At 37.3% G+C, this 14,361-nt stretch carries 9 protein-coding genes; all 9 read right to left on the bottom strand.

Annotated features, from left to right (window positions below; all coding sequences use genetic code 11):
* Window positions 1–7: 7 nt before the first annotated feature.
* The gene (locus Q8P68_04570; GenBank protein ID MDP4008436.1) at window positions 8–2,647 is read right to left on the bottom strand and encodes an S-layer homology domain-containing protein; all 2,640 of its coding nucleotides are present in this window, start codon (window positions 2,645–2,647) and stop codon (window positions 8–10) included.
* A 90-nt stretch (window positions 2,648–2,737) separates the two neighbouring features.
* On the bottom strand, window positions 2,738–5,848 hold the full coding sequence (secF, locus tag Q8P68_04565) for a protein translocase subunit SecF (protein ID MDP4008435.1): 3,111 nt from the start codon (window positions 5,846–5,848) through the stop codon (window positions 2,738–2,740).
* Between the two features lie 14 nt (window positions 5,849–5,862).
* Complete coding sequence (locus Q8P68_04560) at window positions 5,863–6,261, bottom strand: cupin (protein ID MDP4008434.1); 399 nt, start codon at window positions 6,259–6,261, stop codon at window positions 5,863–5,865.
* Window positions 6,261–7,334 (bottom strand): sugar phosphate nucleotidyltransferase, encoded by a 1,074-nt coding sequence (locus Q8P68_04555; protein MDP4008433.1) that lies wholly within the window; start codon window positions 7,332–7,334, stop codon window positions 6,261–6,263. The genes Q8P68_04560 and Q8P68_04555 overlap by 1 nt, the downstream gene beginning before the upstream one ends.
* 60 nt (window positions 7,335–7,394) lie before the next feature.
* A complete protein-coding gene (locus Q8P68_04550; protein MDP4008432.1) occupies window positions 7,395–8,189 on the bottom strand; it encodes a prepilin peptidase in 795 nt (264 codons plus the stop codon).
* Between the two features lie 14 nt (window positions 8,190–8,203).
* Window positions 8,204–9,643 carry a tetratricopeptide repeat protein gene (locus Q8P68_04545; GenBank protein MDP4008431.1) on the bottom strand — a complete coding sequence of 480 codons (1,440 nt, stop codon included), beginning with the start codon at window positions 9,641–9,643 and terminating at the stop codon, window positions 8,204–8,206.
* Window positions 9,640–10,119, bottom strand: coding sequence for a crossover junction endodeoxyribonuclease RuvC (gene ruvC, locus Q8P68_04540; protein ID MDP4008430.1), 480 nt, complete (start codon window positions 10,117–10,119; stop codon window positions 9,640–9,642). Before ruvC ends, Q8P68_04545 begins: the two co-directional genes overlap by 4 nt.
* 60 nt (window positions 10,120–10,179) lie before the next feature.
* The gene (pyk, locus tag Q8P68_04535) at window positions 10,180–11,571 is read right to left on the bottom strand and encodes a pyruvate kinase (protein MDP4008429.1); all 1,392 of its coding nucleotides are present in this window, start codon (window positions 11,569–11,571) and stop codon (window positions 10,180–10,182) included.
* 3 nt (window positions 11,572–11,574) lie between these two features.
* Window positions 11,575–14,298 carry a collagenase gene (locus tag Q8P68_04530; GenBank protein MDP4008428.1) on the bottom strand — a complete coding sequence of 908 codons (2,724 nt, stop codon included), beginning with the start codon at window positions 14,296–14,298 and terminating at the stop codon, window positions 11,575–11,577.
* Window positions 14,299–14,361 lie beyond the last annotated feature (63 nt).

Genomic DNA, 14,361 nt, shown 5'->3' with positions numbered 1-14,361 from the left:
GGTCTATTTAATCAGCAAGTAGTCCTTCTACTATTACCTTAGCTGCTTCACCACGAGTCATAGACTCATTTGGTGCAAATGTGTAGTAGTTTTTACCGGAAACGATATTCATATCTCTTGCTATTTCTATCCAACGCATACCCCAATGTGAAGCAGGTACGTCGGTGAATGAGCTAGCATTAACTCGTGATGGATTCTCACCCATTGCGCTTAGAACCATTTTCACAGCTTCTGCACGAGATACTTCGTTATTTGGTTTGAATGATCCATCTAGATATCCATCAACGATACCAAGCTCTTTTGCAGTATATAAGTAATCTCCATACCATTCTCTTGACTCTACATCTGTGAACGGGCTGCGATTAGCATTCATAATTTCTTCATTCATAGCACCTAGTAACATTTTCACAAACTCTGCTCTAGTTACAGCATTGTTTGGTCCAAATACTCTAGACCGTCCATATCCACTAACTATTCCCAGTTCACATAGTTCATTAACGTAAGTTTTTGACCAGTGATTGTAGATGTCAGTAAGTGTACATCTCTCCGTCTCACGTACCGGCTCATCACTTGCTAGAACCGGAGCATCTCCTCTAGCCATAAGTGGAATATATCCATTACTTGGAGGTAGAGTAAACCCACCACCACCACTTGAACTGTTACCACCACCACTACTAATGAATGGCGATGCTATTGTTTCACACGCGTCTCCAACTCCATTATTATTTTCATCTAACTGATTTGTATTTGGTTCTGTTATACAGTTGTCTATACCGTCAAGTATTCCATCATGATCTAAGTCAGCCTCAGTTGGACTTGGGTCACATGGATCACCAAGACCATCACCATCTGTATCAAGTTGGGAAGGATTGGCGATCGCAGGACAGTTGTCCACAGAGTCAGCGACTCCATCAAGATCAGAGTCCACTATCGGTTCATCATCATCATCATCACAAGCATCACCAACGCCATCACCATCTGTATCTAGCTGATCAGCGTTTAAAATATCAGGACAGTTATCAGTTGCATCTGGAACACCATCACCATCTGTATCTGTCGTTGTGTCTTCATTTGAACAACCGGGAAGTGTGTTATCAGGGTCACAGTAATCAACCGGACTAGATTCTCCTTCATCAAGTACCGCATCTCCGTTTAAATCTTCGTCACCGTCATTTATACCGTCGCCATCCGCATCAACGTCTTCCCAGTAATCAAGTCCATCGGCATCAGGATCGAATTCTGTTTCAAGTACCCACCATACATCTTCACGCTCATCTGTAACACCATCACCATCTGTATCATTAAGGTAAGAACCGATTTCAGAAGTACCATCGGCAGTAGTTGTTACTGTAGCTGTTACGTACTTAAGTAATGGGCTTAATACGAAATTTGTAAGTTGGAATTCTCCTCCGGTTACAGTCACTGTTGCGACTGGGAATGGAGTTGAATTAGCAGTTTCATCTTCGTTATTTGCAACATATATATCAACAAGTGAACCATCCGGTGCAGAAACTGAACCGAATACTGCATTGTGTGTAGTTGGGTATGCAAGGATCGGAGTCATCACACCATTGTTACCATCTATTAAGTTGATACCTTTTGCTCCACTAAGTAAACTAGCAATCTGATTGAATCGTATGCTATTTCCGAAACTTGCTGCTCCATCTACTGTTATTGCGGCAACATTTAATCCTGCAAAAAAGTTATTTTGAACATCATTGTTATTTGATCCGTTGGTAAGTATTAGTCCATCGTTGTGGATAGAGAATCCAAAAGATGTATTGCTTGGCATTGCATTAATGTAATTACCTTGAACTAGATTGTCATCTGAGTCACTTAATATAAGGTCAGCAGAGTTATTACCACCTATGTAATTAGCATCACCTTCGCCCTCTCCACCAATTGTAGTATTGTTAGCATCTTGAAGGTACATACCATATTCATTGCCAGTACTTATGTATCCATTGTTTCCAATGTAATTGTTTTTGAAAATAGAATTTTCTATTCTATTCCCATAAATACCATATGTATTATTCCAAAAATGGTTATAAAGGTTTAAATCATTTGTATTGAAATCTCCAACTTGGAAGTTATCAGCTTGATATAGGTTTAGACCTGCGGCATCCGGAGTTGTGAAGTTTTGAAAAGTAATACCGGTTACCAGTCCGCCATTTACTTGGTCAAATTTAAGTCCGTATGCACCTGGCAAAGTAAGTAAACTACCATCTAATGTAAAGAAGTTTCCACCATGGATAGTAGTGCCATCAGCAGTGATTACCGGCAACAAACTACTTGGCTGTATTATAGTTGGAACAGTGAAATCAAAAACGATCGTATCGTTACCATCCCCAATAGTTTCGCCTCCATGTAATATACATCCGGCAACTGGCATTTGAGCAGGCACACCATCGTCATTAAAAAGCTGCCCACATTCCATGCCAGTAAGAGAATTTACTGAAGCTGTTCCATTTACAAGTTGAATAGCTTCTCTAAGAGTAAGCTCATCATTGAAAGAATCTGGATAGCTTACATCGTTCGAGGTAGAATTCACATGTAGTGTCCCTGCGAAACTAGTTCCCGCAAAGACCGTAAAGAGTAGGGTCGTTAGACCAACTCGACAAAGGTTTTTAAACATAGTGCTTTTCATGTTATTTGAATTAAATTTATAATTTTGCTAAATAAGACGTGATTCTAGTACAATCACATCCCACTGTCAAGCTTTTAGGTGAGGTTTTCATTATTTATTTAATCTGCGCCACGCACACAAGATAGGTGAAGCTGTAAATATAGATGAATACGTCCCTACAATCACTCCCATAAGTAGTGCGAATACGAAGTATTTTACACTCTCTGCTCCGAATAAAAATAGTGCCGCAATTGTAAATAAAGTTGAAATAGATGTGTTTAAGCTGCGCGCCATAGTTTCATTCAAAGCTGTATTTGTAACGGTGTCAAACTCTGTATTCCTTTTCATTATGAATAAATTCTCACGTATTCTGTCGAAGACAACTATAGTGTCATGTACAGAGAATCCCATAATTGTGAGTAGGGCGGTAACAAATAGAGCGTCCATTTCTACATTTAAGAAATGACCAAGCAGTACAAATACCCCAACTGTTATGATAACATCATGTGCTAATGCAAGGATCGCGCAGAAACCAAATTTCCATGGAGATATCTCTTTTGGTATTTTCCTGAAGGCGAAAGCTATATAAAGCACAATCATGATTGCAGTAATAAATAATGCAATTAAAGCTTTTTTCTTTAGTGAGCTACCAAGAGTTGGTCCAACTACTGTAAAGCGAGGCTCTTCTACTTGTCCGAATTTCTCACTTAATTTTGCAAGTAGCAAATCATGTTGTTCATTTGTTATGTCTTTTGTTCTGATAATGAAACTTCCGTCTTCGCTTGGTAGTATTAAAGGTGAGCTAAAATCAACTATTTCTTGATTCTGTTCAGCTAGTTCTGAATGAGTGTTTGCGAATATTGTGGCTATCTCTTCACTAGTCGCCGGAGATGCTGTTTTGATTTCCATCATCGCTCCACCTGTAAAATCTATTCCCAGGTTGAATCCAAATGCTAGGGTTGCGATTATACTTATCCCTATAAGGGCTCCGGAGATGCTAAACCAAACTTTAGAATTCTTAATTATTTCAAAGTGTCTTTTTTCTTTCTTTCTCTTCAATCCAAATTCAAGCCATTTTCGACCTTTTTCTGTCGATGCCATTACATCGAAGAAAGCACGTGTGATTGTTATAGCTGTGAACATAGAGACCAATATACCTGCGGCAAGATTGATTGCGAAACCTTTGATAATAGAAGTTCCGAAATAAAGTAGAATTGAACATGTGATTAATGAGGAATAGTTTGAATCACGGATAGAGCTCCAAGCTCTCTCAAATCCAATCTCGATTGCAGCTTTCATAGGTTTGCCGATATTTACTTCTTCTTTGATACGTTCAAAAATAAGTACGTTAGCGTCTACAGCCATACCTATAGAAAGTATAACCCCTGCAATACCCGCTAGAGTCAATACTATTGGTGAGCTGAGTAGGAATATTAAGAAGAAGAACACGAATGAGGCAACCAGAAATGATATTAATTTCTCACCTCCGGAGTCTTCATTTTTTAGAATCATCGATATGAGTCCTGAATATATGACAAGTGCAATAATGAAACTTAAGGTCATAGGAATCGCTATCTTTATAAGGAAGAACAGAAGGATCGCATATATAAGGAGTGCTAGGTTCGCTATAAGGCCACTTAGCCTGTAATAAAGCATCATGTACATAGCGAGGATGATTAAGCCAAGGATACCTGCATATATACTTTTAGCGAGGGCGTCAGCACCAAGAGATGCCCCGATAGAATACTGCCCTGATAAGATGATTGGGGCAGGGATAGCTCCGGTGTTTAAGTCTCGAGCTAGTGTAGAGGCCTCTTCATATGTGAAATTTCCTGTGATTTGAGCGTCTCCGCCAAGGATTTTTTCATTTACGTTAGGTGCTGATATTAATTCTCCACCTACAAAGATTGCTATAGGCTTACCTACATTTCTTCCTGTAATTTCTCCAAATAATTTTTTACCTTCATCATTGAATTTGATAGATACTAAAGCGTTATTGAATTGATCAGCTACCACGCTTGCTCTTACAAAATGTTCTCCGGTTAATCCGGTCTCTCTCCATCCATCAGGAACGGTTGAATAAAATAACGTTTGGAATTTATATGATTTTTCAATAACGGTTTTTGTGCTTGCTTCCTCTGTATCGTTTGCCCTTATAAGGTGGTAACCGAATGGAGTCTCTACAACGTCTGATAATTGATTTACTTTAAGTGTAAGTGCCGCTGCTGTAAAAGTAGGATCATAATAAGGTGCTTCTCCATCTTTCAAAGTCTTCACCGGTTCGATCAATTTACCACCTGTAGATTTTGCAGCAGGTTCATCAGAGTATTCTTTTGCTAAGGCTTCAAAATCACCGCTATTTTGTAATTTTTGTTGTACTTCTTTGATTCTTTCCAGTGCCTCATCTTGACTTCGTGTAACTGTACCACTAGCACCTTTGGCACCGGTATATGAAACGACTATATGACTTACAGTCGTTTGTTTTTCTGTTGTTTTCTGCACCTCTTCCTCTGCCGCATCCAGTCTTTTTATTATATAGATACCGGTTTTATCTTGACCTGTTTCGGTAAACCCTTCACTTATTTCCAGAAGACCATTGTAGAGTTCACCATTTTTTAACTTACTAAGTACATTTTTCAGATCTTCATTACCTAGAGTTTCTTCAGATATGAATTCTTTGCCATCATAAAACGACGTTTTCCCTGGGAATGCCTGCATTTCCTCGTTCCCAACTAGGGTGAAATTGTCATTTTCTTTTATTTTTTCTAATGCGCTATTAGCATAATTTCGTATTTTTTCTTTTTCATCACTAGCTAATCGTTCTTGCCTCTCTTTGAACTCTAATTGGATTGTTTTTCCGACTAATCTTTTTGCCTCATCAATATCTTTGATACCGGCAAGTTCTACGACTATATGATGTTCGTCAGCTATTTGTGAAGTATATATGTTTGGTTCTGATACTCCCAGGTTATTAACACGTTTGTTGATTACTTCTGTAATACCTTCTATTATTGCAGCTTGATCTGCGACTTCAACCTTTCTTAGGTCAATCTTGTAGTCCAATTGAGTTCCACCTTGAAGATCGAGTCCAAGATGTATTTTTTGGCTAAGATTTAAGCCTGGTATTATTTTGTTCTGGTTGACTTGTGGCATGTCCAAGAATCCAAGTAAAGCAGCCATTAATAGGATGGGTAGCAGTCTTCTGGTAACTATTTTCTTCATTTTATTAAATTAAATTATGTTTTTTTTGATAATTCTTCGTCGAGAGTTTCATCATTTCCTTTGCCTGACCTTCCATAATCATCGTGTAGTTTGACTACATCTGTCAGCTCCGGAGTTGATACTTCGAAGATCTCACTGTCCTCTATGGCCTCAACGCGGTGGATAGTATATGGAGTGATGTCGAATTTGTCACCAGGATTTAAAATTATCTCTTGCAAATTCCGCTCATCCTTTCCGAATGTAAATTTCACTTTACCACTATATACATATTGGGTTTCTGTTTTATGCTCATGATACTGCAAAGATAGTCGGCAACCTTTATTAACTTCAAGTATTTTTCCTGCGTAGTTATCAGTGTGTGCGAACCATATCTCGCGGCCCCATGGTTTTAGTTTGATTTTAATTTCTTCCATTATAAAAGTTCTTTATTTGTTTTACTGAGTTCTTTGAGTAAATCTTTGAGATCAGATGTGCGATTTTTATCGCATATTAGCAAGGCGTCATCAGTTTCTACAACTACTATATCCTTTACCCCAAAGGCGGCCACTAATTTTTTTGAATAGTTGTATATAAGTGAACTCTCCGTGTCAACAACTAGAGTTTTACCTTTTTGTACATTTGCTTCCGGATTTTTGGTTAATTCATCATATAGAGATTTCCATGTGCCAATGTCGCTCCAACCTAAATATGCAGGTATAATCCTAACATTTTTCTTATTTAATTTTTCCATTATTCCATAATCTATCGAAATTTTCTTACATGCTTCGTATTCTTGTTTTATTTCCGGTTTAGCCCAATCCTCCTCTATGCTTTTCATCATTTTCATCAATCTTTTGTAGGTGTCCGGCATGAATTCCGCATAAGCATCCATAATTGTGTCGAGCCTCCATACGTATAAACCTGTATTCCACATATATTTAAAAGATTCGACAAGTTTTTTTGCTGTCTCCACATTAGGTTTTTCGATGAATTTTTCAAAGCTGTATACTTCGTGTCCGTCCACCGGGTCCAGAGCCTCTCCTATCATTACATAACCATAGCTCGTGCTTGGATATAGGGCTTTTACTTCTATTATATTTATAGTTCCTTCTTTTCGCGCTATCTTGTCGGCTACTTGTAATTTTTCTTGGAACGTTTTTTTCTCTTTAATATATTGATCTGAATATATTACGGCCATTGTTTCATGAGGATGATTTTTTGCTATGTATGCAGCTGCGAAACCTATACATGTGGCTGTATCGCGCATTGCCGGCTCTATAATAAAATTTTCATCAGGTATTCTTTTTGCTTGAGATTTAACTTCTTCTTCATATTTTTTGTTTGTAGCAATGTATATATCCTCCGGTTCCAAAAAATCCAACCTGTCGATTGTTTCTTCAAGCATAGTTTTGTTTGAAATCAATTTGTGCAATTGTTTTGGGCTTTTGTCCCTAGAGAGCGGCCAAAGCCTACTTCCCGAACCTCCCGCCAGTATTACTGCTTTCATTAGTCGTGCAATTAGTATTAATGTTATTAACCAGAGTATACGGAGTAACGAATTCAGAATCTATATATAAAATAGTTCCAAATACCATTTGATTATAGCTTCTCCATAAAAAAATGCGATATATGTTCCAATCACTAGGAATGGTCCGAATGGTATCATACTTTTTCTTGTGAATTTTTTGGAAGTTAGGAGGAGCAAACTTATAACTGCACCTATGCAGTATCCTACGAATAAAGCCAGTAAAACAGCTTTCCATCCGAGTAAAACACCCATCACAGCTCCAATCCGAAGATCTCCTCCACCGATCCATTTGCCCTTTGAGATTATGATTTGGAATGCAAAAAATGCTATTGGAATCAGAAGCCCAAGTGCCATGTCTTTTGGCTCTAAAAAATAATTTGGTGTAAATGGTAGAATTATTCCAATTATTATTAGTGGTAGTAAAATTCTGTCGCTTATTTCCAAATACTTTAAATCATAGAAAAAAGTGAATATTAAAGCTGTAAATGTGAAGTAATAAAATAATACCGTATGTAGGTATCCGGTATTGTAAGTTACTTCGTGTAGTTCAAAAATACTTGGAGTGAATAAATATAGAGCCAAAAATGTAAATCCGGTCATGAGTTCTAGAGCAGGGTAGGTTAAGCTGATTGATTTTTTGCAACTACGACATTTCCCTCTTGTGAATATATAAGAAAATAGTGGAATTAGATCAAGTGGTCTTAGTTTGTATTTACATTGTGTGCACTGTGAGCGTCCCAGTAGTATTCCCGGTTTGTTCTCATGTATTCTGTGAATTAAAACACTTATGAAACTACCGATCATGGTTCCAAAGATGAATATAATGAGTGGCATAAAAGTGTGTAGAGTCATGATTGAGATTGGTCAGATGATATTTCGTTTTTTATAATTGCATTGTACAAGTTTAGAGCTTTTTCTCCAACACCGGTTCCTTTTTCCAGCTCATATGCTCTTTTATAATTTGCTTTTGCTTCGATTATGTTTTCTTGTGCCTCATACCAAATTCCTAAGTTTAGGTAGGCTGCAGCTAGGTTCTCATCTATTTCTAAAGCTTTATCCAGGTTGTCCTTCGCTCCTGCCATATCGCCTTGTATTGTTTTAGTCCAGCCAAGTAAATTATAACTCAAAGCGTCTTCCGGATGTGTTTTTACGGCGTTTTCCGCAAGAGCCTCGGCCTTGCCCGGGTTTCCTATAAAATCAATATATATCCATATCGCTTTTGTAAAAGCATCTAAATTGGATGGATCAATTATTATTAATTTTTCATAGTAATCTACAGACTTCTCATACTCTTCATTTTTTAAATAGCTTTCTGCGAGTTCTTTGAAGGCTGTCGCTTTTGGTTCAAAGCCATTTCTTATGGCAACTTCTAAATTGTTAATAGCTTTGCCGTATTCGCCTTGTTTTTTTTGTACCAATCCAAGGAAATAAAGGGTCTCCGGCTTACTTGGGTCTATTTTAAGCGCCTTTTCAAAGCTTGAAATAGCATCGAAATATTTCTCTAAATTCAAATAAGAATATCCTAGAATGATCCATGAGTCCCTATATTCCGGATTTTCTTCCAATACATCATATATTACTTGTATTGTTAGGTTGTGCTCATTTACTTCACTTAGTGCCTTTGATAGCAATGTTCGTCTATATGTTTCTTGAGCTCCTTCGCTTTTTTCAAAAGTTTCGAAGGCTGATAATATTTTCTGAGCATTTTCTTTTATATTGTTCCCTTGGTCTGCTTCTATGGCTTTTTCTAAATTGTATTTTGCATCATCATATTTTTTGTAAAGTATGTTCAGAAGCCCTCTATAATAATAAAGTCTCGCATCATCTCCGGTTACGGAGTTTAAGATTTTATCTGCTTTATCAAATTCATTTAGGTTTATATAAGCAATTCCAATAAGGATTTTTGCTTCTATATCTTCCATATCAATTTGGCTTGCTATACGAAAATTTTCTAATGCTTTTTGAAAATTCTTTTCACTGAAATGTACTTTCCCTATTTTTATATATGCTTCCGGGAGACTTGGTTCAAGCTGGCTTGCCAGCGTGTATTCAGTTATTGCTAATGTATTGTATCCATTTTGAAAGCGTAAATCCCCTTTCTCTATATGTGTTTTGTATGAAATCTTTGTTTTTATTTTTTTTGGTGTATTTGTTTTAACTACTTCATTTGTTTCATTGTTTTGTGTGAAGTATTTTGTGACATAACTTGAAAGACTGAAGTGTTTTATGGTTATAACACTTAGAAGTATTAGAGACACGAGAATTAGAATATTACTTAGTTTTTTCATTTTGGTATTTTTGAGTTCTGTACATGGCAAAGCGCAATTGCAATTGCGTCCGCCGCATCATCAGGTTGTGGGATTTCCTTTAGATTTAGTATGGTTTTAACCATTTTTTGTACCTGGAGTTTATCTGCTTTCCCATCTCCTGTCACGTTTGATTTAACTTCGTTTGGAGTATATTCATAGATTTCGAGCCCCGCCTTTGCGGCCAGATGCATCAGCACTCCACGTACTTCCGATACTGACATTGCTGTTTTGACATTTTTTGAAAAGAAAAGTTTTTCAATAGCACATATATTTGGCTTATATTTTCTAATCAAGCTATCAATATCTTCAGCTATTTCATTTAATCTTTCGTGATGAGGTTCCGTCGATTTTGTCCTTATGCAGCCGTAATCAATCAAATGTACATTTTGTTTATTAAATTCGAGTAAAGAAAATCCTGTTATTGCAGTACCCGGATCGATCCCAAGAATAATCATTTTTACATACGTTTAAATAGCGTATGCATTATACGTTATGCTTGTTTGAATACAACACCTCTAGATTATAATTGTTTCGATTTTGTTTGAATTTTTTTGTGTATTAATGATGACAACTTTTTGTCCTTTGTGAGAAAGTTTTTCTTTTTTGAGAATTTTAACGATTTCTTTAGCATTTAGCTTGGCGAAATCTTTTATACAGAATATTCGATTTACTCCCCAGACAAGTGCCAATTGGTTCTTTGTTTTTTCGTTTTTTGTAAATACGAAGTTGTTTTTTAGTGGTCTCATCTTTGCGACTTGAAGTGCGCTTTCACCAGTTTCTGTAATTACTATTATTGCATCTGCATTCATATCACATGCTATGCTCACTCCGGCGTAAGCGAGCGCGCAAGTTTCTCCTATGTTATACATTTTGTTTGGCACAAAAAGTTCATGTCTGGCCATTTCATCTTCTACTACATGTGAAATTCGTTTCATGATTTGTATGGCTTTGAGTGGGTAAGGGCCGGTCGAGGTCTCGTTTGAAAGCATAATTGCATCGGTGTGATCGAGGATTGCATTTGCAACATCGCTCACCTCGGCTCTGGTTGGAGTAGGGTTCTCAATCATTGATTGCATCATTTGAGTTGCAGTGATCACCGGACGCGCATGCTTGTTTGCTAAGTGAATCATCCTTTTTTGAAGGATTGGGACGTATTCAGGGCGTACTTCTACGCCTAGGTCGCCTCTGGCGACCATAATCGCATCTGATGCGATTATTATCCCTTCAAGCGTTTCATCTTCTACCGCCTCCCTTCTTTCAATTTTTGAAATAACTTTTATTCCTGTACCTTCAAGTCTTTTTTTCAGACTTATAATATCTGAAGCTTCTTTTACAAATGAAAGGGCGACAAAGTCCACTTTGTGTTTTATACCCCAAGCGAGGTCTTTTTTATCTTTTGCTGTGAGCGTTGCAGCTTTTAGGAATCCATCAATCACGTTCATGCCTTTGTTTGATTCAACGATTCCTCCACATACAACCTTACATTCTATGCGATCTTTTTTATTTGTTTTTAATACTTTGAGTTCAAGTAGTCCATCATTTATAAATATAGTTGAGCCGGCTTTTACTTCAGATGGAAGACCTTTGTACTGAATAGGGATATTATTTTCCTTTGTTTCATTCTTTGTGTTTATTATTACTATTTGCCCTTTTTTTATTTGAATAGGTTCTTTTAGTTTTGCGATCCTGATCTTTGGTCCTTGTAGATCTTGAATAATTGCAATTGGAACTCCCAGCTTCTTTGAAACGGTGCGTACATTATTTAAAAGCATCTCATGATTTTCATGTGTGCCATGTGAAAAATTTAATCTGGCAACGTTCATGCCGGCCTGTACCATTTTCGTGATAGTTGTACAGTCGTCCGATGATGGACCGAGAGTCGCTACAATTTTTGTATTTTTGAGCATGGTTTATGTATTTATTATGCACTCAACATTTTGGAGCATATATTTTTCTGTCGTCGTATATTGAATAAGTTGCGGTGTGTTTTGCGGTGTGCAATTGAAATTATTGTAATAATTCGGACGTATTGCGTATACGGAACTTTGTAACTCGATCAATGCATCTTCTAATGCTTGTTCAAGCACTGTATTATTAACAGAATTGGTATACAATTGTGTAGTAAGAGTATTATTACATACAATATCGTTGGTAGTGTTCAAACCGCAAGTTGTATTTTGTCCAAGTCGTGTACTTTGAAAATCAAGAGGTATTTGCTGTGTGGGCGGTAATAGAGAGAAGCTGTTTGATCCAAGTGGCCCATCACAATAATATTCAGTAAGAGGGTAATATTGCCCGGGAAAGCCTTGATGCTCAGGAAATGATATGTAACCCATGCGGCATTGCATTGCTTCAAAATTATTTGAAGATCCTTGCAGTTCATTTATAATTTGATTCAGTTGTGCATTAAAAGTACTCCATGCCACGACGTAATCTTGCGTGATTGAAAGAGGGCCTGTTAATGTCCCTCTGCATGAGAAACGTGAATTGAGACTCATCGCGGCAACCGAGCATTCGCCAAGATGTCCGAATTGTGTTGTTTGAAATATTTGTTCGACTGCGGTCGGATCATTAAGATCCAGGTTATTCACATTTGGAAAAATTGTAAAAGGATTGCTAAGATTTGATATATTTGCGATTTGTTGGTCTAGGTAATTTTGGTAGCTGATTTCCAGTCCGGGATCATTTGCCATTTGATTGATGAGTGAGTCAAATGCCACGATGTTAGATTCATGAGCATAGATCAAAAGGTTGCGTAATGTATCTTTGTCATTTGCATAAAGATAGTTAAACAACATTCCCGCATAACGATAAAAAATGAAATTACCGTATGATGTATTTACGATTTGATTTATTGTCATTCTGTTTGTGCCGTCTGATGCGATTTGAGATATGAGCATTTGACGAGTATTGATACCCGTTTGCATACTCCATGCAAGAAACTCCGCTAAGCCCTCATCAAACCATACCATGCGATCTCCCGAATATATTGGGACTGTTCCCCAAAAACCTTGAATCAAATATCTACCAACTAAATAGTGTACATATTCGTGACGAAAAAGTTCTTCGAGAGAATATATACTTTGTGAAGCGGTGCGTTGACAGGTATAAAATATCCCATCTTGTTCTATGTATATGCCACCATTATTTATCGGTAGATTGTATAAAAACCATTGATAATTCCAATACTCTTGCATTGTCCCATACAGTCTAATCGTTAAAATCCCGTTAGGGTCGTTTTGAACGGGGAGTATCGTCTCGGTTATACGATTGAATTGTCCTTGTACTTCTTTTATTGCATGGTACAAAGGTTGGACATCAGTTAATGGTAATGATGTGTGTACGACCATGGTTGTGTCATCGAAATTATATTGATATGGAAATACCATTGTCTCAACAATTGGAACAATGCTTGGCTTGCAGATATTAATAGATAGGATAGGGCAAGGTAGTCCGTTTTGGTCTATGATTTGCAGTACCCAAAGATATTGCTGACTTAGGTACGGAAGCGCGGTAAATATATCGGATAATGCTTGTAATGCTTGAGTTTGGTGAGCCGGTATGGTTGCAATGTAACCAAGGGTATATATCGCCTGATTAACGACATAGTCGGAATTCGGAATAAGGTTTGTATTGAGCGCAATGTTTTCCAGCGTAGATATGAGGAGTGGATCAATTTGGTTTATAAATTGTGTGTTACTGTTCGTGACGGCTCTAAAAACTACATACATCGCCGAGTAAGCATTATTATCTTGCCAGGAGCTTCCCCATCTCGATGCATTCGTGTCATAATCGGATAAAACCTCGTATAATTCATTATAGTATAAATGTGACATTTCCGCCGCATCGATGCCGTTTATCCATTCATACATAATATTTTCCGTATCAGTATCTAAAGCGTTAAAATTAACATTTTGACTGAATGAGGTAAATGTATTTGTGGCCGCTTGGTCGACGAAGGTACTGAAATTCAATGAAGTTTGATAAAATTGATGATAATAAGCGGCTCGCGTAAAAAATATCAATTCCCTCAGGTTGTCCGTATCAATTCCAGTATATGTGTTGGTCAAGTTCATCGCGGTATTGAGCACCTCTGACATGTGGGCATCTGTAAGTACAGTCTGAAGGTTCGCATCGAAAGACCAAAGAAAATTAAGACAATTATATGAATTATTTTGAAGGTAATCCTTCAGGTCGATTGGTGAGAGTCCTACAACATCCTGTGAAGTACATGTTGATGTGGTAGTTGAATTCGGTGCCATAGGACCGGGCACCACCAGGTTTCCAGACAGGGGAATTTTACCTTCCGTATGTTGATCTCCGTGTTCAATAGAATTAGTTGTTGAGACTTTTGGTATCAATGGAGGTACTTTGGACCGCTTCTTTGTATCTGAAATCTTTTTTTCCTTTAATGTGGGTTGCTTTGACGGTGGTTTGAATTGTTTCCCGCCTAATTTTTCAAGTTGAGGTGATTTTTTTTGCATTTGCACCTTTCCCATAAGTTGGTTCCCGGAATTTAGTGCGAATGTGGTGAATATGGCAGTAAGTGTCGCAACCGTTAAAGCTATAGAAATTAGTTTCCAATGATTTTTTAGAAATGTACGCATTATGTTTTGTAACAATCTGTATATCATAGCATAAAATGAACGGGAGTTGTACTAGATTCTTTTGAAGGAAATCACAGGACTTAAAAGAAA

The sequence above is a fragment of the Candidatus Peregrinibacteria bacterium genome (assembly GCA_030700255.1).
Taxonomy (GTDB): Bacteria; Patescibacteriota; Gracilibacteria; order UBA1369; family JABINC01; genus JABINC01.
The sequence above is the reverse complement of the archived record's forward strand: the minus strand, read 5'-3'. Positions and strand labels throughout refer to the sequence as shown.

Excerpts from the sequence above, each read along its gene's own strand:
- pyk (MDP4008429.1), bottom strand. The coding sequence starts at position 11,571 with ATGCTCAAAAATACAAAAATTGTAGCGACTCTCGGTCCATCATCGGAC.
- Q8P68_04570 (MDP4008436.1), bottom strand. The coding sequence starts at position 2,647 with ATGAAAAGCACTATGTTTAAAAACCTTTGTCGAGTTGGTCTAACGACC.
- Q8P68_04560 (MDP4008434.1), bottom strand. The coding sequence starts at position 6,261 with ATGGAAGAAATTAAAATCAAACTAAAACCATGGGGCCGCGAGATATGG.
- secF (MDP4008435.1), bottom strand. The coding sequence starts at position 5,848 with ATGAAGAAAATAGTTACCAGAAGACTGCTACCCATCCTATTAATGGCT.
- Q8P68_04545 (MDP4008431.1), bottom strand. The coding sequence starts at position 9,643 with ATGAAAAAACTAAGTAATATTCTAATTCTCGTGTCTCTAATACTTCTA.
- Q8P68_04555 (MDP4008433.1), bottom strand. The coding sequence starts at position 7,334 with ATGAAAGCAGTAATACTGGCGGGAGGTTCGGGAAGTAGGCTTTGGCCG.
- Q8P68_04550 (MDP4008432.1), bottom strand. The coding sequence starts at position 8,189 with ATGCCACTCATTATATTCATCTTTGGAACCATGATCGGTAGTTTCATA.
- Q8P68_04530 (MDP4008428.1), bottom strand. The coding sequence starts at position 14,298 with ATGATATACAGATTGTTACAAAACATAATGCGTACATTTCTAAAAAAT.
- ruvC (MDP4008430.1), bottom strand. The coding sequence starts at position 10,119 with ATGATTATTCTTGGGATCGATCCGGGTACTGCAATAACAGGATTTTCT.